Annotated in this window: 20 protein-coding genes; 10 read left to right on the top strand and 10 right to left on the bottom strand. The window is 69.4% G+C overall.

Translation table 11 applies throughout. From position 1 onward, the window contains the following. The first annotated feature begins 50 nt into the window (after positions 1-50). From rpmH to OHS33_RS18270, 9 genes are all read left to right on the top strand, one after another. Positions 51-188: a 50S ribosomal protein L34 gene (gene rpmH / locus OHS33_RS18230; protein ID WP_330331485.1), complete on the top strand. Its 138-nt coding sequence runs from the start codon at positions 51-53 to the stop codon at positions 186-188. A 24-nt stretch (positions 189-212) separates the two neighbouring features. After that, complete coding sequence (gene rnpA, locus OHS33_RS18235; RefSeq protein WP_330331486.1) at positions 213-587, top strand: ribonuclease P protein component; 375 nt, start codon at positions 213-215, stop codon at positions 585-587. Further along, positions 584-865 (top strand): membrane protein insertion efficiency factor YidD, encoded by a 282-nt coding sequence (gene yidD, locus OHS33_RS18240; protein WP_443065316.1) that lies wholly within the window; start codon positions 584-586, stop codon positions 863-865. Before rnpA ends, yidD begins: the two co-directional genes overlap by 4 nt. A gap of 3 nt (positions 866-868) precedes the next feature. Continuing rightward, positions 869-1978, top strand: a complete 1110-nt coding sequence (yidC, locus tag OHS33_RS18245; RefSeq protein WP_330331487.1) for a membrane protein insertase YidC — start codon at positions 869-871, stop codon at positions 1976-1978. Positions 1979-1993: 15 nt separating this feature from the next. Further along, entirely contained in the window at positions 1994-2509 is a 516-nt protein-coding gene (locus OHS33_RS18250; RefSeq protein ID WP_330331488.1) for a Jag family protein, read from the top strand. Between the two features lie 107 nt (positions 2510-2616). After that, the gene (rsmG, locus tag OHS33_RS18255) at positions 2617-3333 is read left to right on the top strand and encodes a 16S rRNA (guanine(527)-N(7))-methyltransferase RsmG (protein ID WP_330331489.1); all 717 of its coding nucleotides are present in this window, start codon (positions 2617-2619) and stop codon (positions 3331-3333) included. Positions 3334-3634: 301 nt separating this feature from the next. After that, positions 3635-4723 carry a ParA family protein gene (locus tag OHS33_RS18260; RefSeq protein WP_330331490.1) on the top strand — a complete coding sequence of 363 codons (1089 nt, stop codon included), beginning with the start codon at positions 3635-3637 and terminating at the stop codon, positions 4721-4723. Then, on the top strand, positions 4720-5820 hold the full coding sequence (locus tag OHS33_RS18265; protein ID WP_330331491.1) for a ParB/RepB/Spo0J family partition protein: 1101 nt from the start codon (positions 4720-4722) through the stop codon (positions 5818-5820). The genes OHS33_RS18260 and OHS33_RS18265 overlap by 4 nt, the downstream gene beginning before the upstream one ends. 105 nt (positions 5821-5925) lie before the next feature. After that, complete coding sequence (locus OHS33_RS18270) at positions 5926-6543, top strand: GNAT family N-acetyltransferase (RefSeq protein ID WP_330331492.1); 618 nt, start codon at positions 5926-5928, stop codon at positions 6541-6543. A 75-nt stretch (positions 6544-6618) separates the two neighbouring features. Here OHS33_RS18270 and trxA read toward each other — a convergent pair whose 3' ends face one another. From trxA to OHS33_RS18305, 7 genes are all read right to left on the bottom strand, one after another. Then, positions 6619-6963 carry a thioredoxin gene (gene trxA, locus OHS33_RS18275; protein ID WP_330331493.1) on the bottom strand — a complete coding sequence of 115 codons (345 nt, stop codon included), beginning with the start codon at positions 6961-6963 and terminating at the stop codon, positions 6619-6621. A 59-nt stretch (positions 6964-7022) separates the two neighbouring features. Beyond that, positions 7023-7982 carry a thioredoxin-disulfide reductase gene (gene trxB, locus OHS33_RS18280; protein WP_330331494.1) on the bottom strand — a complete coding sequence of 320 codons (960 nt, stop codon included), beginning with the start codon at positions 7980-7982 and terminating at the stop codon, positions 7023-7025. Positions 7983-8107: 125 nt separating this feature from the next. Beyond that, complete coding sequence (locus tag OHS33_RS18285) at positions 8108-9040, bottom strand: hypothetical protein (protein ID WP_330331495.1); 933 nt, start codon at positions 9038-9040, stop codon at positions 8108-8110. Further along, positions 9037-9732, bottom strand: coding sequence for an RNA polymerase sigma factor SigM (gene sigM, locus OHS33_RS18290; protein ID WP_330331496.1), 696 nt, complete (start codon positions 9730-9732; stop codon positions 9037-9039). Before sigM ends, OHS33_RS18285 begins: the two co-directional genes overlap by 4 nt. 26 nt (positions 9733-9758) lie before the next feature. Then, positions 9759-11501 (bottom strand): protein kinase family protein, encoded by a 1743-nt coding sequence (locus tag OHS33_RS18295; protein ID WP_330331497.1) that lies wholly within the window; start codon positions 11499-11501, stop codon positions 9759-9761. Between the two features lie 117 nt (positions 11502-11618). After that, a complete protein-coding gene (murJ, locus tag OHS33_RS18300; RefSeq protein ID WP_330331498.1) occupies positions 11619-13793 on the bottom strand; it encodes a murein biosynthesis integral membrane protein MurJ in 2175 nt (724 codons plus the stop codon). Between the two features lie 46 nt (positions 13794-13839). Beyond that, a complete protein-coding gene (locus OHS33_RS18305) occupies positions 13840-16119 on the bottom strand; it encodes a DUF6049 family protein (protein ID WP_330331499.1) in 2280 nt (759 codons plus the stop codon). 199 nt (positions 16120-16318) lie between these two features. Here OHS33_RS18305 and OHS33_RS18310 point away from each other — a divergent pair, with 199 nt between their 5' ends. Then, complete coding sequence (locus tag OHS33_RS18310; protein ID WP_330331500.1) at positions 16319-17761, top strand: CCA tRNA nucleotidyltransferase; 1443 nt, start codon at positions 16319-16321, stop codon at positions 17759-17761. Between the two features lie 66 nt (positions 17762-17827). Here the strand turns inward: OHS33_RS18310 and OHS33_RS18315 are convergent, their stop codons facing one another. The 3 genes from OHS33_RS18315 to OHS33_RS18325 all read right to left on the bottom strand — a co-directional run bounded on the left by OHS33_RS18315 (position 17828) and on the right by OHS33_RS18325 (position 20946). Then, positions 17828-19096, bottom strand: coding sequence for an MFS transporter (locus OHS33_RS18315; RefSeq protein ID WP_330331501.1), 1269 nt, complete (start codon positions 19094-19096; stop codon positions 17828-17830). Between the two features lie 115 nt (positions 19097-19211). After that, positions 19212-20294, bottom strand: a complete 1083-nt coding sequence (locus OHS33_RS18320) for an inositol-3-phosphate synthase (RefSeq protein WP_330331502.1) — start codon at positions 20292-20294, stop codon at positions 19212-19214. 49 nt (positions 20295-20343) lie between these two features. Next, on the bottom strand, positions 20344-20946 hold the full coding sequence (locus OHS33_RS18325) for a PadR family transcriptional regulator (RefSeq protein ID WP_330331503.1): 603 nt from the start codon (positions 20944-20946) through the stop codon (positions 20344-20346). Positions 20947-21065: the final 119 nt, after the last annotated feature.

A 21065-nucleotide genomic window follows, 5' to 3' on the forward strand; every position in this document is an offset into this window, starting at 1 on the left:
GACAGCCAGGCGATGTCCCGCCACAACGATTCATTCTCTGGAGCCCCCGAGTGAGCAAGCGCACCTTCCAGCCGAACAACCGCCGTCGTGCCAAGACCCACGGCTTCCGTCTCCGGATGCGTACCCGTGCCGGTCGCGCGATCCTGGCCAACCGCCGCGGCAAGGGCCGTACCGAACTCTCCGCGTAACCAACGCACACAGGTCGTGACGTCGTGCTGTCTCGCGAAAATCGGCTGAGGCGGCGCGAGGACTTCGCGAGTGCGGTACGTCGAGGTCGTCGGGCCGGTCGCCCGCTCCTCGTCGTCCACCTACGTACCAGCGGTGCCACGGACCCGCACGAGCCGGGGGAGATCGATCCCTCGACGCGTGCGGGTTTCGTCGTCAGCAAGGCGGTGGGTGTCGCCGTCGTCCGCAGCCGGGTCAAGCGCAGGCTGCGTCATCTGGTCCGGGAGCGGCTCTCCGAGCTGCCCGCCGGTAGCCTGGTGGTGGTGCGTGCGTTGCCCGGAGCGGGTGATGCCGACTATGACGATCTGGCCCGGGACCTGGACGCCGCACTGGCGCGGCTCCTGGGAGGCGTGGCTCGATGAAGTACCCGCTGCTCGCCCTGATCAAGCTGTACCAGTGGACGATCAGTCCGCTGCTCGGACCGGTGTGCCGTTATTACCCGTCGTGCTCTCGCTACGGATATGCGGCCATCGACCGGCATGGTGCGGTGAAGGGGACAGTACTGACCGCCTGGCGGATCCTGCGGTGCAATCCGTGGAGCCCCGGCGGTGTGGATCATGTCCCACCTCGTAAACGCCCGCGTTGGCACGAGCAGCTGCGCAGTGCGTTGCGTCGATCTCGCAATGCTCAAGGAGCCTGATTAGTGGACACGATTGCCAGTCTGTTCAGCTTTATCACCTATCCCGTCTCGTGGATCATCGTTCAGTTCCACAAGGTCTACGGCGCGGTCTTCGGTGCGGACAGTGGGTGGGCCTGGGGCCTGTCCATCGTGTCCCTGGTGATCCTGATCCGTATCTGCCTGATCCCGCTCTTCGTGAAGCAGATCAAGTCGACGCGGGGCATGCAGGCGCTCCAGCCGAAGATGAAGGCGATCCAGGAGCGCTACAAGAACGACAAGCAGCGTCAGTCCGAAGAGATGATGAAGCTGTACAAGGAGACGGGTACCAACCCGCTCTCCTCGTGCCTTCCCATCCTCGCGCAGTCGCCGTTCTTCTTCGCGCTCTACCACGTGCTGTCGAGCATCGCCAATGGCACGACCATCGGCGTCATCGACAAGCCGCTGCTGGAGAGCGCCCGCCAGGCGCACATCTTCGGTGCCCCGCTGGCCGCCAAGTTCATGGACAGCGCCGACAAGGTCGCGGGTCTGAACGCCTCGATCACCGACGTGCGCATCGTGACCGCGGTCATGATCGTCATGATGTCGTTCTCGCAGTTCTACACCCAGCGTCAGCTGATGCAGAAGAACGTCGACCTCTCGGTCAAGACGCCGTTCATGCAGCAGCAGAAGATGCTGATGTACATCTTCCCGCTGATCTTCGCGGTGATGGGCATCAACTTCCCCGTCGGTGTCCTCGTCTACTGGCTGACCACGAACGTGTGGACCATGGGCCAGCAGATGTACGTGATCAACCAGAACCCGACCCCGGGCAGCAAGGCGCAGGACCAGTACCTGACCCGCCTGGTGAAGCACCTCGGTTCGCACGGCGAGGTCAAGGGCCGCGGCAAGAAGAAGATCGTCGCGGCGATCGTGGCCAAGGGCCCGGACCGCAACGACAACGAGCGCAAGTTCATCACCACGCTGGCGAAGCAGGGTCTGGCCGCGCAGGCGGACGGCTCTGTGATCAAGAGTTCCGAGGCCACGGCGGACGCGGACGCGGCGAGCGGTGGTGCCGCGAAGCGGCAGCAGCCCAAGCGGCAGTCGAAGTCGCAGCGGCAGACGCCGCCCCCCAGCAAGCCCTCCACCAAGAAGTAAGAAGGAGTCCATCCCGTGACGGAAGGCACCATCTCCGCCGCCGCTGCCGAGGGTGGCGACACCCTGACCCGCCTGGAGCAGGAGGGTGAGATCGCGGCTGACTACCTTGAGGGTCTGCTGGACATCGCCGATCTGGACGGCGACATCGACATGGACGTCGAGGCCGACCGGGCCGCGGTGTCGATCGTCAGCGACTCGGCGAGCCGTGACCTGAACAAGCTCGTGGGGCGCGACGGTGAGGTGCTGGAGGCTCTGCAGGAGCTGACGCGTCTGGCCGTGCACCGGGAGACCGGGGACCGGAGCCGGCTGATGCTGGACATCGCGGGCTTCCGCGCGAAGAAGCGCGAAGAGCTGGCGATCCTGGGTGCGCAGGCCGCGGCGGACGCGAAGTCCTCGGGTGAGCCGGTGAAGCTGGCCCCGATGACTCCGTTCGAGCGCAAGGTCGTGCACGACGCCGTGGCGGCGGCCGGTCTGAGCAGTGAGTCCGAGGGCGAGGAGCCGCAGCGCTTCGTCGTCGTGCTCCCGGCCTGACCGCAAGCGTGAGTGTTCGGCCCCGTCTGTCTCGCAGGCGGGGCCGAAGTTTGTCAGCCTGACTGTGAACTACACGATTTTGAGTGCGGTACGGAAGGACGGTCCCCGTGACGGAGACAGCGGAGCTTCCCCCGGCGCCTGAAGAGGCGCGCGTGGTATTCGGTGAGTACTTCCCGGAAGCTGTCCGCTACGCGGAGCTGCTGGCGGACGCGGGAGTGGAGCGGGGCCTGATCGGGCCGCGCGAGGTCCCACGGCTGTGGGAGCGGCACCTGCTGAACTGCGCGGTGCTGTCCGAGGTGGTGCCGGAGGGCGTCACCGTGTGCGATGTGGGTTCCGGGGCGGGGCTGCCGGGCATCCCGCTGGCCCTGGTGCGGCGGGACCTGAAGATCACGCTGCTGGAGCCGCTGCTGCGGCGCACGAACTTCCTCCAGGAGGTCGTGGAGCTGCTCGGTCTCGATCACGTGACCGTGGTGCGCGGCCGGGCGGAAGAGGTCCTGGGCAAGGTGCAGCCGGTGCATGTGGTGACCGCGCGGGCCGTGGCTCCGCTGGACCGGCTGGCCGGCTGGGGCGTTCCGCTGCTGCGCCCGTACGGGGAGATGCTGGCGCTGAAGGGCGACACGGCCGAGGAGGAGCTGGTGGCGGCGAAGGCCGCGCTGGCGAAGCTCGGTGTGGTGAAGACCTCGGTGCTGCATGTGGGCGAAGGGATCGTGGATCCGCTGTCCACCGTGGTCCGGGTGGAGGTCGGAGAAAGCCCCGGCGGGGTGAGGTTTGCGGCCAAGCGGGCTAAGGCGGCCCGGACGTCACGGACGCGCCGGCGCCGCTGACGGGCGACCGCTCCTGGCCGCACCGAAGGGCGCTCGGCGGCGCGGCGAGGCCACACCGGGATCCATTGCGCCCTATAGGTATGGATTTCGGAGTGTCGTAGTGGGCTGATGACTGCGCCCGGGCATCGTGTTTCACGTGAAACGTCGCTCTCTGCTGCACGGAATCATCAGCCGCGGTCGTGCGGCCACCTCCCCGCGAGACCGTAAGGACGCCCCGAGCGGCCCGGGGGTGATCGAGTTGTCCACAACGGTGGAATCATCCACAGGAGTACGGGCCCCGCTGGTTCGCGACCCCGATGGCATGGCAGGCTCTGTTCATCGCGAGCCTGATGTCGAGGAGAGTGAACCCGTGCGGTCTGACGCCAACCTCGCGGGGCCGATGGCCGACCCGGTCCCCGGTCCCCGCTCAGAGTCGGCGGGCGACGATGTTTCACGTGAAACATCGTCTCCGCCCCTTGTGGACAATGACACCCCCATCGGCCGTGCCGCCCAATTGGCGGTAGAGGCATTGGGCCGGGCCGGTGAAGGTCTGCCGCGGCCCGACCAGACCAGGATCATGGTGGTCGCCAACCAGAAGGGCGGCGTCGGCAAGACCACGACGACCGTCAATCTGGCGGCGTCGCTGGCACTGCACGGCGCGCGCGTCCTGGTCATCGACCTCGACCCGCAGGGCAATGCCTCCACCGCCCTGGGCATCGATCACCACGCCGATGTCCCGTCGATCTACGACGTGCTGGTGGAGAGCAGGCCGCTGCTGGAGGTCGTGCAGCCGGTGGCCGATGTGGAGGGCCTCTTCTGCGCTCCCGCCACGATCGACCTGGCGGGCGCCGAGATCGAGCTGGTGTCGCTGGTGGCCCGGGAGAGCCGGTTGCAGCGGGCGATCCAGGCGTACGAGCAGCCCCTCGACTACATCCTGATCGACTGCCCGCCCTCGCTGGGCCTGCTGACGGTGAACGCCCTGGTCGCGGGCGCCGAGGTGCTGATCCCGATCCAGTGCGAGTACTACGCGCTGGAGGGACTGGGTCAGCTGCTGCGCAACGTCGACCTGGTGCGGGCCCACCTCAACCCGAATCTGCACGTCTCCACGATCCTGCTGACCATGTACGACGGCAGGACCCGGCTGGCCTCCCAGGTCGCCGAGGAGGTGCGCAGTCACTTCGGCAACGAGGTGCTGCGGACGAGCATCCCGCGGTCGGTGCGTATCTCGGAAGCCCCGAGCTACGGCCAGACGGTGCTCACCTATGACCCGGGCTCCAGCGGCTCCCTCTCCTATCTGGAGGCGGCGCGAGAGATCGCGCTGCGCGGGGTCGGAATCCGGTACGACGCCCGGCACGCCCATCTGGGCGCCGGAGTGAACAGCACGCAGAGCATGTCGGAGGGGATCCAGTGAGTGAGCGACGTAGGGGTCTGGGGCGGGGACTCGGTGCGCTGATCCCCGCGGCTCCGCAAGAGAGGAATCCCGCGGTGGTGGGCGCCGGATCGACATCGCCGTCGGCGGTTCCGGTCCTGCCCTCGGAGCGCGGGGTCGCGGCGGCGAAGCTGGCTTCGCTCGCGCAGGCCGATGTTTCACGTGAAACGGAGCGGATCGCGACCGCGGCCGAGCCGGAGGCCGCGGACACCGGCGGGCTGCTGGAAGCGACCGCCGTGGCCGGGGCGACGTTCGCCGAACTGGCGATGGACGCGATCACGCCGAACCCGCGCCAGCCGCGTGAGGTGTTCGACGAGGACGCTCTCGCCGAGCTGGTGACCTCCATCCAGGAGGTGGGCCTGCTCCAGCCGGTGGTGGTCCGTCAGTCGGCTCCGGGCCGCTACGAACTCATCATGGGTGAGCGGCGCTGGCGGGCCTGCCGGGAGGCGGGACTGGAGCGCATTCCGGCGATCATCCGGGCGACCGATGACGAGAAGCTGCTGCTGGACGCGCTCCTGGAGAACCTGCACCGGGCGCAGCTGAATCCGCTGGAAGAGGCGGCGGCGTACGACCAGCTGCTCCAGGACTTCAGCTGCACCCACGACCAGCTGGCGGACCGGATCGGGCGTTCGCGTCCGCAGGTGTCCAACACGCTGCGCCTGCTGAAGCTTTCGCCGCCGGTCCAGCGCCGGGTGGCGGCCGGAGTGCTCTCGGCGGGGCACGCACGGGCGCTGCTGTCGGTGGAGGACCCCGCCGAGCAGGACCGGCTGGCCCACCGGATCGTGGCGGAGGGCCTGTCGGTGCGGGCGATCGAGGAGATCGTCACGCTGATGGGGTCGCAGCCAACGAGTTCGGTGAAGCCGAAGGGTCCCCGGGCGGGGACCCGGGTGGCACCGGCACTGAGCGATCTGGCGTCACGGCTCTCGGACCGCTTCGAGACGCGGGTGAAGGTGGACCTGGGTCAGAAGAAGGGCAAGATCACCGTCGAGTTCGCCTCGATGGAGGACCTGGAGCGCATTCTGGGGACACTGGCGCCGGGCGAGGGCCGGGTACTGGAACAGGGTCTCGCCGGGGAGTGACTCCCCGGTCGCCGTGGGGCGGGCCGTGCCGGTGGGAACCGGCGCGGCCCGCCCCTTTGCCGTGCTCCGGTGTTGGAGCGGGGGGCCTGTGGATACGATGCGTTCATGGGTCGCAGGGTCGTACCGCTCACGCTGGACAACCTCCGGGACCTGCCCAGACGTTGCCGCTCCTGTGTGTTCTGGGAGCTGGATCCCGTCAGTGGCAACGCCGCGGTGAAGTCGGGGACCGCGGAGCAGGAGAAGGAAGCGTGGATCTCCGCGGTGCTGCTGGAGTGGGGCTCCTGCGGCCGGGTGGTCTACGTGGACGACGTCCCGGTGGGTTTTGTGCTGTACGCCCCGCCCGCCTATGTCCCGCGGGCCACCGCGTTCCCCACCAGTCCCGTGTCGCCGGACGCCGTGCAGCTGATCACGGCGTGGATCATGCCCGGATATCAGGGGCAGGGGCTGGGCCGGGTGATGGTGCAGACGGTCGCGAAGGATCTGCTGCGGCGCGGCTTCCGGGCGATCGAGGCCTTCGGGGACGCCCGCTGGGAAGGACCGGCCTGCCTGCTGCCCGCTGATCACCTGCTGGCGGTGGGCTTCAAGACGGTGCGCCCCCATCCGGTGAATCCGCGGCTGCGGCTGGAGCTCCGTTCCACGCTGTCGTGGAAGGAAGACGTCGAGCTGGCCCTGGACCGGCTGCTGGGTGGCGCGCGCAAGGAACCGGCGCTGCGGCCGCTCTGACCGGCGTAGGGGAATGCGAACGGGGCCGCCCCTGGTGGGGCGGCCCCGTTCACGTACCCGGGTTCATCGGACGGTTCAGGCGACCGGCTTGATGGTGACGAAGCCGTCGAGGTCACGCAGGATGGCGGCCTTCGGCTTGGCGCCGACGATGGTCTTGACGACCTCGCCGCCCTGGTAGACGTTCAGCGTCGGGATGGACATGACGCCGTACTTGGCGGCCGTGTCCGGGTTCTGGTCGATGTTGAGCTTGACGATCTCGATCTCGTCGCCGTACTCGGCCGCGATCGCCTCCAGGGACGGGGCGATCTGGCGGCACGGGCCGCACCATTCGGCCCAGAAGTCCACCAGGACGGGCTTGTCGCTGGCCAGGACATCTGCGTCGAAGCTGGCGTCGGTCACAGTCTTCAGGGTGCCGGCCACAGCGGCCTCCTTCTTTTTCTGCGGGGTGTGGGGTGTGGGGTGGTGCCGTTGTGAGGGACTCAGACCGCCGCGGCGGCGTGCTCCGCGTCCGTGAGGGCGGCCAGGAAACGCTCGGCGTCGAGGGCGGCGGAGCAGCCCGTGCCGGCGGCGGTGATGGCCTGACGATAGGTGTGGTCCACCACGTCACCCGCGCCGAACACGCCGGTCACGTTGGTCCGGGTGGAGGGGGCGTCGACCTTGAGGTAGCCCTCCCCGTCCAGCTCCAGCTGGCCCTTGAACAGCTCGGTGCGCGGGTCGTGGCCGACGGCGATGAAGAGGCCGGTCACGGGCAGCTCGGAGGTCTCGCCGGTCTTGGTGTTGCGCAGGGTCAGACCGGCCAGCTTCGGGTCACCGTGGATCGCGGCGACCTCGCTGTCCCAGGCGAACTTGATCTTCGGGTCGGCGAAGGCGCGGTCCTGCATCGTCTTGGAGGCACGCAGGCTGTCACGGCGGTGGATGATCGTGACGGACTTGGCGAACCGGGAGAGGAAGGTGGCTTCCTCCATCGCGGTGTCGCCGCCGCCGACGACGGCGATGTCCTGGTCCTTGAAGAAGAACCCGTCGCAGGTGGCGCACCAGGAGACACCGCGGCCGGAGAGCGCGTCCTCGTTGGGCAGGCCGAGCTTGCGGTGCTGCGAGCCGGTGGTGACGATGACGGCCTTGGCGCGGTGGACGGTACCGGCGGTGTCGGTGACGGTCTTGATGTCACCGGTGAGGTCCACGGAGACGATGTCGTCCGGGATCAGCTCGGCACCGAAGCGCTCGGCCTGGTCGCGCATGTTGTCCATGAGGTCGGGGCCCATGATGCCGTCACGGAAGCCGGGGAAGTTCTCGACCTCGGTGGTGTTCATGAGCGCACCGCCCGCGGTGACGGCCCCCTCGAAGACGAGGGGCTTGAGCGAGGCACGTGCGGTGTACAGGGCGGCCGTGTAACCGGCCGGCCCGGAGCCGATGATGATCACGTTTCGGACGTCGCTCACGGGTACTTTCCTCGTCTCTACGGACTGCTTCTTGCCTACCGGGGGGCCGGTGCGGACCTTCACCCCACCCAACGGATCCTACGGCGCGAGCATTCCCGAGTTGTCCCCGTGACGTGCGGAACGGTTCAGCGGCGCGGGTAGGTGCTGGTCAACAGCACCTTTCCGGGGTCGGCCCCCGGGGTGTCCGCGCAGCCTGAGCCGATGAGGTAGGCGTCCACCCGGCCGGCGTCGCCGGGGTGCGGGAGGACCACGAGGTAGACGGGGCTGCCCTGGTAGCTGCCCTGTCCGCTCGCGAGCGGGGCGTCCGGACGTCCGGTGCCGTCCAGGACGCACCGTGGGACGGAATCCGCCGCCCGGCGGTCCTGGGGAGCGACCGCGCCGTCGGGCGAGGTGTTCTGCAGCCCCGGGCTCTGCTCCCGCTGGGTGGACTGCGCGGTGGCGTTCCCCTCGGTGAGCAGTTGCTGGACGGTGGAGCGCAGGTTCTGGGCGGAGTACTCGCCCGAGGCCTTGGGCTGGGCCAGTGTGCTGGCCGCGTCCTTGCGGGCGGAGGCGTCCTGGGAGGGGGAGCCCTGCAGGCCGGTGAAGAGGAAGACTCCGAGCGCGCAGGCGGCCGCTCCGGCCAGTCCTGTCAGCACGGCGATCCGTCGGCGGGCCCGGCGCCGCCCCGGACCGGTGGATCCCGCGGGGTGGCCTTCGGGGGCGCGGGCGGCGGGCGATGTTTCACGTGAAACATCGGGGGTGGCGCGGTGCGTGGGAGCCGAAGGGGGCTGCGGGGCGGGGGGCCGGGAGTCGAGGAGGGCTTCCGCGGCCAGGGCCGCGTCGATGCGGCCCGCGATGTCCACGGGCATCCGGGGCGGTCCGGGCAGGGTGCCGAGGAGCGAGCGGATCTCTTCCAGGGAGGCGCGGACATCGGCGCACAGGGCGCATTCACCCAGGTGCCGCCGTACCTCGGAGGTCCGGGAAGGGGAGAGCAGGCCCTCGGCGAGGTCGGAGATCTCCGAGACGTCCGGGTGCCGGATCGTGCCGGTCGCACCGGTCGTGCCCGTCGTGGGGGTCATGTGCGTCCACCTCCGCCCTTCACCGCGTCTGGATCTGGATTCCTGGGGTCTGCCGCTGGTGGGACGGATGTCCCCTGCGTCCGGTTCCTTCCCCGCTCCGCCGGGGTGTTATCCCCGGTATCGGCGCGCAGATGAGTGAGGAGCGGGACGAGTTTCGCCCGGCCACGGGCACACCGGCTCTTGACGGTCCCGGTGGGGACGTCGAGGATCCGGGCGGCTTCGGCCACGGGATAGCCCTGCATGTCGACCAGGACGAGGGCGGCCCGCTGCTCGGCGGGCAGGGTGGCCAGCGCGGCCAGGAGCTGCCGGTGGAGGTCATGGCGCTCGGCGGGCGCCTCGGCGGACTCGTGCGGCTCCAGGAGCCGCTCCAGGCGGTCCGTGTCGTCGAGGGGCGCGGTCTTGCGCGAGGCGGCCTTGCGGGCCCGGTCCAGGCAGGCATTGACGGTGATCCGGTGCAGCCAGGTGGTGACGGCCGACTCGCCCCGGAAGGTGTGGGCGGCCCGGTAGGCGGAGACGAGGGCGTCCTGGACGGCGTCGGCGGCCTCCTCCCGGTCGCCGAGGGTCCGCAGGGCCACGGCCCACAGCCGGTCGCGGTGGCGTCGCACGAGTTCACCGAACGCGTCGGGGTCTCCGGCGGCGTGCAGCGCCAGGAGTTCCTGGTCGCTGTGGCCGCCGGGTGCGGCGTCGTCCAACGGTGAGCCCCTCCCCTGCCGCGGCCTCAGCCGGAGAACTTCACGTCCGTGATGGCCTGCTTGTAGCCCTCGCCGCTGTACTGGTCGAGGCCGGACCTGGGCATCGCGGTGATCCAGACGACGACGTAGCGCGTCTTGACGGGCTTCTCCGCGGTCAGGGTCAGGCTGTTGTCCGAGGTGGTGCCTTCGGCGATCTTCTTCATGGAGGTCACCGGGGTCGACGAGGACATGGAGTCGGCCCCGTACAGCGTGGCCGTGGTGTGGTCACCCGCGTACCGGAGCCCTATCGAGGCGGCGGTGACCTCCTGCTCGGATCCGAGGTCGTAGACGATCCCGACGCCCGCCTTGTAGTGGGTCTTCATCTCGGGGCCGTCGACGAAGCTCTTGGTGCGCCAGTAGGTGGACGTGTCCCCGTCATAGGTGTTGGGAACGCCCGCCGTGTCCTGGGGGGTGCCGTCCGGGTAGTACTCCTGCGCGCTCTTGATCGTGACGGGGGCGGGAGTCTTCTTCGCCGGGGTGTCGTCGCCCTTGGGCGGCGGGGCCTGGTGGTTCCCATTGCTCTGTTTGCCGCGCAGGAGCGTGTCGGCGAGCTGCCAGCTGCCCAGGCCGAGTGCGGCGATGAGCAGCGCGGCGACGCCCCACTTGAGGACCCGGCCGGTCCGGCTCTGGAGCGGGGGCGGAGGGGGGACCGGGGGCAGGGCCGTGGCGGTGGTGACGCCGTTGTGCACCGCCGGACGGCCGTAGCTGCCCTGCTGGTAGGTCGTGTGCTGGTACTCGGGCGGGGCGGTGAACGCGGGCTCGGGAGGCCGGATGCGGGGCATCGCGGCGACGGCCTTCGACAGTTCTTCCGGGGTGGTGCAGGCGGGTTCCTGGCGGGAGGCGGTGGCCCCGTCGTTGGCCAGCGCGCGCATGGCGAGCTCGCCCAGACCCCGGTGGACGCCGGCACGGACCTGGTCCGGGGCGATCAGGCCGACGCCCTTGGGCAGGCCGGTCAGGCCGTAGGCGTCGTTCTCGTAGGGCCAGCGCTGGGTGAGGGAGGCGTACAGCAGCGCGCCGATCGCCTCGGTGTCCGCGCGCTGCGGGGTCTCGCTGGTGATGCCGCGCAGGGCGGCGTTCACGGCGAGGCCGCGGATGCGGTACTGGCCGGTGGAGGTGCGCAGTATGGCGCTCGGGGTGAGCCGCAGGTGCGCCAGGCCCTCGCGGTGTGCGGCGGCCATGGCCTGGGAGATCTGGCTGACGAGCTGGTAGGCCTCGTGGGGTTCCAGCGGGCCCGCCGCGAGCAGGGCCGTCAGTTCGGTGGCGTCGGGCAGCCATTCGTGGACGACGTAGACGAGGTCGTTCTCTTCCACGGCGTCGAGGACCTGGACGAACCGGGGGTCGCCGAGCAGGGCGGAGGAGCGGGCCGCGGCCAGGACCGAACGGGCCCGGGGGTGGTCGGCGGGCAGCAGGTGGACGCCCACGGCACGGCGCAGCTTCTCGTCCATCGCACGCCAGCTGCTGAATCCGTCCAGACGGGTGACGCACTCTTCGAGCCGGTAGCGGCGGGCGAGCTTGTGGCCGCTGTGGAGCTCGGGGGCGGTGGCGGGTGCGGTGCTCTTGGGCTTCGTGGCGTTCTTGGGTTCGCCGTCCGGTTCGGGCATGGGTCCGTCCGAGGCTCGTCCGTCCTGGATCTCAGCCCCGTCGGCCGTGGCCTTGGCCGCCTCGGCGGCCGGCGGCTCTTCGCCGCTGTTGTCGGCCACGTCGACGGCAGCCGTGCTACGTTCCGCCACCGTCGTTCCTGCCTCCCCATCCGTTACGCGCTGTCGGCCAGTCTGCGAAGCCATGCCAATTGTGCCCACAGTCCGACGCTATGCACGACACGCTAGGGGGGCCGATGGTTGTGCGCATCAGCGCCCCAGACGTCCGCGCACCATTCCGACCATGGCGTTGAGTTCCTCGATCCTCATGCGCTTGGCCGCGATGAGGAATACGGCCGCCAGAGTGATGCCGCCGGCCACGAGGGAGGCCAGGGAACCGGTCACTCCGCTGCCGAGCAGTCGGGTGATGCCGAAGGCGACGCCACCTCCGACGACGGCCGCGGGAACACACGCGCCGGCGAGGCGGGCGTAGGTCCGCATCACGTGCGCGCCGTCCAGGTCGCCGCCCAGGCGGGTGCGCAGGCGGCGCCAGGCGACGCCGACCCCGACGGCGTAGCCGAGACCGTACGCGGCGGCCATGCCGACCACGGCCCAGCGCGCGGGCAGCACCAGGAACGCGGCGACCGAGACCGCCGCGTTGACGCCCGCGACGATGCAGGTGTTGTAGAAGGGGGTGCGGGTGTCCTCGTAGGCGTAGAACCCGCGCAGGACGACGTACTGCACGGAGTACGGGATCAGTCCGAGGCCGAAGGCCATCAGCACGTAGCCGATGTTCTGGGCACCGGCGCCGGATCCCGCGTAGAGCAGGGTGGCCATCGGCACGCCGAGGGCGAGGAACGCGAAGGCGCAGGGCACGATCGCGACGGCCGAGGTGCGCAGCCCGTAGGAGATGTCGTCGCGGACCGCGGCGACGTCGCCGTCGTGGGCCGAACGGGAGATCCGGGGCAGGACCGCGGTCATGACGGAGACGGTGATGATGGCCTGCGGCATCTGCCACAGCAGCAGCGCGTAGTTGTAGGCGGTGATGCCGGTACCCGGGTGGCCCTGCTTCTCGGCGATCGAACCGGCCCAGGTGGACAGCTGGGTGACGACGACCAGACCGATCTGGTTGGCGAGGACGAAGAAGAACGTCCACTTGGCGAGGCCGGCGGCCTTGCCGAGGCCGTGACCCTTCCAGTCGAAGCGCAGCTTCGGCTTGAAGCCCGCGTCCCGCAGGTAGGGCAGCATCGCCAGGGCCTGGACGGTGAGCCCCAGCAGGGTGCCCAGTCCGAGCAGCCGGACGCCGTCGGAGGTGACGGTGGCGGCGTTGACGCCGGAAGTGGTGAAGCCGCCGAAGGCCCAGATGAAGGCGCCGAAGGTGGCGATGACGACGATGTTGTTGAGGACGGGGGTCCACATCATCGCGCCGAACCGGCCGCGGGCGTTGAGGATCTGGCCGAGGACCACGTGCACGCCCATGAAGAACATGGTTGGCAGGCAGTAGCGGGCGAAGGCGACCGCGACGGCCATCTGCTCGGGGTTCGAGGCGATCTTCGGCGACATCATCGTGATGAACAGCGGCGCCGCGAGCACACAGACCGTGGTGATGCCCGCCAGCAGGACCACGACGAGGGTCAGCAGCCGGTTGGCGTAGGCCTCTCCCCCGTCGTCGTCGTTCTTCATGGCCCGCACGAGCTGCGGGATGAAGACCGCGTTGAGGGCGCCGCCGCCGACGAGGACGTAGATCATCGTCGGCAGGGTGTTGGCGATCTGGTAGGTGTCGTTGAAGGTGCCGACACCGATCGCCCCGGCGATGACCAGGGTGCGCAGGAAGCCGGTGAGCCGGGAGACGATCGTGCCCGCCGCCATGAGGGCGCTGGACTTGAGCAGGCTCGACGCGCGCCCGGCGGGCTTGCTGGGCGCGGGCGCGGCGACGGGGGCTTCCTCCGCCGCGGTACGGGGAGCCGCCTGCTGGTCCCGGTAGAGGTGGGCGAAGGCGTCCGGCTCCGGCTGCTGGTCCGTGGCCTTGGTGACGAGCGAGTCGACGCCGACGAACTGCGTGGTGGTCGCGTGGTCCCCGTACGGCATGTGGCGGGAGGGACCGTCCGGCTCGGGCGGCGGGGTCTGGGCCCAGACGCGCGGGTCCGGGGCGTAGGCAGGGGCCGCCGGGGCCGCGTAGAGCGGTCCGGGCTCCTGGTAGGTACCGGGAGGCGGCGGCGGGTGTGCGGCCCGGTCGTAGAGGACCTCGGCCACCGGATCCTGCGCGGACAGGTCCTGGGACCGGTACGGGTCGTAGTCGTAGGCACCCTGGACATACGGGTCGTGTTCCGGCGCGGCGGCAGGCGGAGGTACCTGCCCCGGTACCGGGGTGCCCGGGGCAGTGCCCTGGGCTGGCGCGGGACCGCCGGCGCCCTGCCCGCGGTCACCGTCGTACGGCGCGTTCATCGAAACCCCACCTCATCGTCCCCAGGCCGACCGGCCACGGCGTCGCTCAACGGTCCACTGTCTCACCCGTGCCGGACCCGCTGGTGCTTTGCGGTCCGGTGTCCGGGGTCTCGTCACTCGGCTGCGTGCTCTCTTCGGTGGCAGCGCGCGCCGCGACACGCTTGCGGCTGGCATACATCTTGATGCCTGCCACGACGAGGAGGAGCACCCCGCCCGCGATGACGAGCATGACAGTCGGAGTGATCTCCGTTGCCTCCACGGTGAACCTGCGCTCCTTGCCGTAGGGCACGCCGTCTTGGGTGTAGAGCTGTGCGGTGACCTCTACGGGGCCGCTGGCGGTGGCGTTGGCGTTGAACTTCAGGGTCTGGCTGTGCTCGGCCTGGACGTTGACGTCCTTCTCCGCCTCGCCCTCGTTGTCGAACATCAGGCGGGTGGGGTTGGCGGACTTCAGGCGCAGGACCAGGCCGTGGACGTCCTGGACGAGGCTGTTCTGGATCGAGACGGGGATCGTCGCGCTGTGCCCGGACAGTGTGGCATCCGACTTGGGGATCAGCTGTACCTGTTCGGTGAGACCGGTCAGGTACTGCTGGACACCGTCGCGGAAGACCGCGGCCTCATCGGGGCGACCGCGCCAGGAAGCCGACATCTCCCGGTTGGTGGTGTTGCCGAAGGGGATCTCGACCCGGTCCGGGGCCGAAAGGATCACCTTGAAGTGGTCGAGGGTGTTCTGGGTGCTGCGGATCTTCTCGAACGCCGACAGCGGGAGTTCCTGCTTGCGCAGAGCCTCCGGGTACTGACCCGCGCCCGGCACCTGGGTCGCGGCGCCCGGGTCGGGCTTGGCGGTGGCGGCGGCTTCGAGGTCGAGGGGCTGGCTCCAGCGCCCCGGCTGGAGGGCGCGCAGGGCCGAGGCCATCGTCTGGACCTGGCTGGAGGTGGGCATCCGCTGCGGGGTGACCACGAAGCTGCGCTGCTCGTCGGTGCCCTGCTGGTTCAGTACGAGGCTCTGGGCGAGGAACTGCTGGATCGCGAGGACGGAGTTGCCCGCCCTCAGCATGTCGCCCTCGAAGGCGGTGGAGAGCCGCGCGTCGGCGACGATGGCGGTCGCCCCGGCCCCGATCGGGCGGGCGGCCGACGGGGTGTAACCGAGGCCCGCGTTCTCCTGCAGGCTGTCACTGCGGGTGAGGACGTTGTGGGCGCCCGCCGAGGTGGCGACGTTGACGATCGATGGGTCGATGGCACCGTCCACGGGCCACGAGAAGTCGGTGGACGGGGTGACGTGCAGGACGGTCTCCACCGCCTGCTTCGCCTTGTCGGTGGCGGGCCGCAGCTGGCCCAGGGTGCCCGAGACGTCCTTGCCGCGGTGCGCGAGCGAGGCGAGGTCCGGGTCGGCGAAGGGCAGGGCGACGACCTTCTTGCCCTGGACGGCCGCTTCCAGGGCGCTCAGCCAGTGCTCGGCGACGGCCTTGCTCTTGCCCGGCACCGGCTTCCCGCCAGGGACCCGGACCCGGTAGCCCTTGGTCATCGCGTCGACCGTGTACAGCAGGTCGGGGTCGATGACCCAGGTGATCGGCAGGTCCTTGCCGAGCGAGACCATCTGCTCCAGCCGTCCTCCGGGCCGCAGCTCGTCGGCGAGGGTGTCGTCCTCGAAGACGGGCGTCTGCAGCTCGTCGGATCCGGTCTCGGCCGTGAGGTGGACCCGGGAGACCAGCGGCCACACGTAACTGAGCTGGGCGCGCTTGGCGGCGGTCTCGGGCTGCCAGGGCAGGACCGTCCGCTGGATGCCGAGCACCTGCTCGGTGGGCCGGTTCTCGGTCTCCCCCGACACGGAGACGCCGAGCTGGTAGACGCCTTCCTTGTCGAGCCCCAGCTTGTCGACCGGGACCTTCAGGATGAACTGCTGGCTGTTCTTCGCGGGCAGGGCGGAGATCTTCGCGGAGTAGGCGGCGTCGATCTCCGCGGGGTCGCTGCCGGGCCGGTATCCGCTCTGCTCGGCGGCCTCGCCGATCGTGTCGCGGTCACTGATCACCGGGCCGACGCGGAGTCCGACGTGCGCCCCGGTGATCGTCTCTCGGCTGTTGTTGGTCACCGTGCCGGAGATGGTGAGGGTGTCGCCCTTCACCGGGGCGCTCGGCATCAGGGTGTCCAGCTGGACGTCGACCGCGGTGGAGGCGGAGGGAGCGGTCTCCGCGGCGCGGGCCGATGGCGCGGGGGCGTAGACGAGGGCGGCGAGAACCGGTGTCCCGGTGAGCATGACGATCGCGCGCCGCAGCCAGCGGCGCCGGACAGGGGCGGGTGCCGTCCCCTGGATGTCTGCCGCCTCGGCCACGCGCCCGCCCGTCCTCGAAGTGTCAGTGGTCGTCGTTTGTGCGTCCACGCATGGTAACGAGGCCCGCTGTGCGCGAGTGCCGCGCCTTGCTCCACATGATCGGGTCCGCCGGGCGTGCGCGCGGTGCCGGGGGTGCCCATGCTGTGCCGACCATAAAGAAGGGAGCCCCTGCCGGGCGGGGCACGTACCCTTTTCTGTTGTGCCGAACGCCAACGAAGACAACCCCAGTGCCCTGAGTCAGGTGCAGCACCGCGCGGTCAGTGAACTGCTGCGGGTCGCCCCTGTCGCCGATGATCTCGGCCGCCGTTTCCAGGAGGCGGGCTTCAGCCTTGCACTGGTCGGCGGGTCCGTTCGCGACGCGCTGCTCGGGCGCCTCGGCAACGACCTCGACTTCACCACCGACGCCCGCCCCGAGGATGTACTGAAGATCGTCCGGCCGTGGGCGGACTCCGTCTGGGACGTCGGCATCGCCTTCGGCACGGTCGGAGCGAACAAGGGCGGCTTCCAGATCGAGGTGACCACCTACCGGTCCGAGGCCTACGACCGCACCTCGCGCAAGCCCGAGGTGTCCTACGGCGACTCCATCGAGCAGGACCTGGTCCGCCGTGACTTCACGGTCAACGCCATGGCTCTGGCGCTCCCGCAGCAGCAGTTCATCGATCCGCACGGCGGCCTGGAGGACCTGGAGGCCCGGGTGCTGCGGACCCCCGGGACCCCCGAGGACTCCTTCTCCGACGACCCGCTGCGCATGCTGCGGGCCGCCCGCTTCGCCGCGCAGCTGGACTTCGAGGTCGCCCCCGAGGTCGTCGCGGCGATGAAGGAGATGTCCGACCGGATCGAGATCGTCTCGGCGGAGCGGGTGCAGGCGGAGCTGAACAAGCTCCTGCTGTCGGACGGGCCCCGCCAGGGGCTGGGCCTGCTCGTGGAGACGGGCCTGGCCGACCGGGTGCTGCCGGAGCTGCCCGCGCTGCGGCTGGAGAGCGATGAGCACCACCGGCACAAGGACGTCTACGACCACTCCCTGATCGTGCTGGAGCAGGCGATCGATCTGGAGGAGGACGGACCGGACCTGGTGCTCAGGCTGGCCGCTCTGCTCCACGACATCGGCAAGCCCCGGACCCGCCGCTTCGAGAGCGACGGGCGGGTCTCCTTCCACCACCACGAGATGGTGGGCGCGAAGATGACCAAGAAGCGCATGACCGCGCTGAAGTACTCCAACGACATGGTCAAGGACGTCTCCCGGCTGGTGGAGCTGCACCTGCGCTTCCACGGCTACGGGGCCGGCGAGTGGACGGACTCCGCGGTCCGCCGGTATGTGCGGGACGCGGGGCCGCTGCTGTCGCGGCTGCACAAGCTGACCCGTTCCGACTGCACCACGCGCAACAAGCGCAAGGCCAAGGCGCTCTCCCACGCCTACGACGGCCTGGAAGCGCGGATCGCACAGCTCCAGGAGCAGGAGGAGCTGGACTCGATCCGTCCCGATCTCGACGGCAACGAGATCATGCAGGTCCTGGAGGTCGGCCCCGGCCCGGTGATCGGCAAGGCCTACGCCTTCCTGCTGGAGCTGCGGCTGGAGAACGGCCCGATGGAGCGGGAGACGGCCGTTGCGGCACTCAAGGAGTGGTGGGCCGCCGAGAACTGAGGCGCTCGCGTCGATGTTTCACGTGAAACATCGACGGCGGGAGCGCGATCGGTCAGGGGCGATGTTTCACGTGAAACGTCGCCCCTGCCGGAACAGCAACATGGCGGTCAGCGCGTAGAGGGCGGCCACGCCCAGGATCAGCGGGACGGATTTCCCGTCCAGGGGCAAGACGAGCGAGGCCGCGGCGGCCGCTCCGACGAAGGCGACGTTGAAGAGCACGTCATAGACGGAGAAGATCCGGCCGCGGAACGCGTCGTCCACCTGTGACTGCACGACCGTGTCGGTGGCGATCTTCGCTCCCTGCGTGGCCATCCCCAGCACGAACGCGGCGGCCAGCATCGGCTCGGGCGCGAAGAACAGACCGAGGCTCGGCACCAGAACGGCCGCTATCGCCGCGCAGAGCGTGATCCAGCCCCGGGTGCCGAGCCGTCCCACCAGCCAGGGAGTGATGACGGCCGCCGTGAAGAACCCGGCGCCGGAAACCCCGACGGCCACCCCCAGCAGGGCGAGGCCGTCCGATTCGTTGTCCGACCAGGCATAGCGGCAGAGGGTCAGCAGGGTCACCGTCAGCGCTCCGTAGCAGAAGCGCATCAAGGTCATCGCGGTGAGCGCCTGCGCCGCCTCCCGGCGTTCGTACAGGTGCCGCAGCCCCTGGGCCATGCCCCGCACGGTCAGAGCCACGCCCTCGGCCACTGACGGGTACTGGCGGGCGGGGCTGTGGTCGGGGCCGAGGAGGCGGACCCCCAGCCGGAGGGAGACAAGCGCCGCGCACAGGTAGAGCCCGGCGCCGAGCAGGACGACGACGGCGTTGGACTCGGCGGCGAGCAGGCGCACCAGGAAGGCCATGCCCCCGCCCAGGGTGGCCGCGAGGGTACCGGCGGTCGGAGAGAGGGCGTTCGCGGTCACCAGCTGGTCGGCGCCGACGACCCGGGGCAGAGACGCCGAGAGCCCGGCCAGGACGAAGCGGTTGACGGCGGTCACCGAGAGCGCGGAGGCGTAGAACAGCCAGTCGGGGACCTGCGCCACGATCAGCATCCCGGTGACGCAGGCCAGGAAGGCCCGCAGCAGGTTGCCGTAGAGGAAGACCTGACGGCGGGGCCAGCGGTCCAGCAGCACTCCGGCGAAGGGACCGATCGCCGAGTAGGGCAGCAACAGGACGGCCATGGCCGAGGCGATGGCGGCGGGCGAGGCCTGCTTCTCCGGGGAGAACACCACATAGGTGGCGAGTGCGACCTGGTAGACGCCGTCGGCGGCCTGGGACAGCAGTCGCACGCCGAGCAGATTGCGGAAATCCCTCAGGCGCAGGAGTACGCGCAGATCACCTACGACAGGCATGTGGGCAAGGGTCACATACGCGGAGGGTCCCCGGGCACATTGCCTGGGGACCCTCCGCGGAAGAACAGTCGAAGTCCAAGTGCCGGAGCCCTTGGAACATCGCGCTGTGTCCTGCTTAGCGCTCGACCTCGCCCTTGATGAACTTCTCGACGTTCGCGTAGGCCTCGTCGTCGAAGTACTGCACCGGCGGGGACTTCATGAAGTAGCTCGAAGCCGACAGGATCGGGCCACCGATGCCGCGGTCCTTGGCGATCTTCGCGGCGCGCACGGCGTCGATGATGACACCGGCGGAGTTCGGGGAGTCCCACACCTCGAGCTTGTACTCGAGGTTCAGCGGAACGTCACCGAAGGCGCGGCCCTCAAGGCGGACGTAGGCCCACTTGCGGTCGTCGAGCCACGCGACGTAGTCGGACGGACCGATGTGGACGTTCTTCTCGCCCAGCTCGCGGTCCGGGATCTGCGAGGTGACGGCCTGCGTCTTCGAGATCTTCTTGGACTCGAGGCGGTCGCGCTCGAGCATGTTCTTGAAGTCCATGTTGCCGCCGACGTTGAGCTGCATGGTGCGCTCAAGACGGACACCGCGGTCTTCGAACAGCTTCGCCATCACGCGGTGCGTGATGGTGGCGCCGACCTGGGACTTGATGTCGTCACCGATGATCGGGACACCGGCCTCGGTGAACTTGTCCGCCCACTCCTTGGTGCCGGCGATGAAGACCGGAAGGGCGTTGACGAACGCGACCTTGGCGTCGATGGCGCACTGCGCGTAGAACTTCGCGGCGGCCTCGGAACCGACGGGCAGGTAGCAGACCAGAACGTCGACCTGCTTGTCCTTGAGGACCTGGACGATGTCGACCGGCGCCTCGGCGGACTCCTCGATCGTCATCCGGTAGTACTTGCCCAGGCCGTCCAGGGTGTGGCCGCGCTGAACGGTCACGCCCTTGTTGGGGACGTCGCAGATCTTGATCGTGTTGTTCTCGCTGGCGCCGATGGCGTCCGAAAGGTCGAGGCCGACCTTCTTCGCGTCGACGTCGAAGGCGGCAACAAACTCGACGTCGCGGACGTGGTAGTCGCCGAACTGGACGTGCATCAGGCCGGGGACCTTGGCCGCCGGGTCGGCGTCCTTGTAGTACTCGACGCCCTGCACCAGCGAGGCGGCGCAGTTGCCTACGCCGACGATGGCTACGCGAACCGAACCCATTCCGGTTGCTCCCTGTTTGTTCTCGGACGAGGCCTGCGAATGCAGGGCCTCATTTTGCAGTTTCGTCGGACGAGCCGGGTCGTCTGCGATCCCGTCCCGCCCGCTCGCTCTCGATCAGCTCGTTCAGCCAGCGCACTTCGCGCTCCACGGATTCCATACCGTGCCGCTGCAGCTCAAGCGTGTAGTCGTCGAGGCGCTCCCGCGTACGGGCGAGCGAGGTGCGCATCTTCTCCAGGCGCTCCTCCAGCCGGCTGCGGCGGCCCTCCAGCACTCGCATGCGCACGTCCCGTTCGGTCTGGCCGAAGAACGCGAAGCGGGCGGCGAAGGACTCGTCCTCCCAGGTATCGGGGCCGGTGTGGGAGAGCAGCTCCTCGAAGTGCTCCTTACCCGCCGCCGTCAACCGGTAGACGATCTTGGCGCGGCGCCCTGCGAGTGAAGCGGCGACCGCGTCTTCCAGGGCGTTGCCCGGTTCTTCGATCAACCACCCATTGGCGACGAGCGTCTTGAGGCAGGGATAGAGGGTTCCGTAGCTGAACGCCCGGAACACCCCCAGCGAGGTGTTGAGCCGTTTGCGCAGCTCATAGCCGTGCATGGGGGACTCGCGAAGCAGGCCGAGGACAGCGAACTCGAGAATGCCTGAGCGCCGGCTCATCCGCCTGCTTCCTCCTCGCCCCTGAGTTCTTTATGCCGAGCTGATGTATCGACTCGATACATCCAGACGATAGAACGGGCGGCCCGTTACGACAAGGGGAGACGTGGTGACCGGCGTCA

It is taken from the genome of Streptomyces sp. NBC_00536 (assembly GCF_036346295.1).
Lineage (GTDB): Bacteria > Actinomycetota > Actinomycetes > Streptomycetales > Streptomycetaceae > Streptomyces.

Excerpts from the sequence above, each read along its gene's own strand:
- murJ (WP_330331498.1), bottom strand. The coding sequence starts at position 13,793 with ATGAACGCGCCGTACGACGGTGACCGCGGGCAGGGCGCCGGCGGTCCC.
- OHS33_RS18320 (WP_330331502.1), bottom strand. The coding sequence starts at position 20,294 with ATGGGTTCGGTTCGCGTAGCCATCGTCGGCGTAGGCAACTGCGCCGCC.
- OHS33_RS18260 (WP_330331490.1), top strand. The coding sequence starts at position 3,635 with ATGGCAGGCTCTGTTCATCGCGAGCCTGATGTCGAGGAGAGTGAACCC.
- OHS33_RS18325 (WP_330331503.1), bottom strand. The coding sequence starts at position 20,946 with ATGAGCCGGCGCTCAGGCATTCTCGAGTTCGCTGTCCTCGGCCTGCTT.
- yidD (WP_443065316.1), top strand. The coding sequence starts at position 584 with ATGAAGTACCCGCTGCTCGCCCTGATCAAGCTGTACCAGTGGACGATC.
- OHS33_RS18285 (WP_330331495.1), bottom strand. The coding sequence starts at position 9,040 with ATGACCCCCACGACGGGCACGACCGGTGCGACCGGCACGATCCGGCAC.
- OHS33_RS18270 (WP_330331492.1), top strand. The coding sequence starts at position 5,926 with ATGGGTCGCAGGGTCGTACCGCTCACGCTGGACAACCTCCGGGACCTG.
- OHS33_RS18315 (WP_330331501.1), bottom strand. The coding sequence starts at position 19,096 with ATGCCTGTCGTAGGTGATCTGCGCGTACTCCTGCGCCTGAGGGATTTC.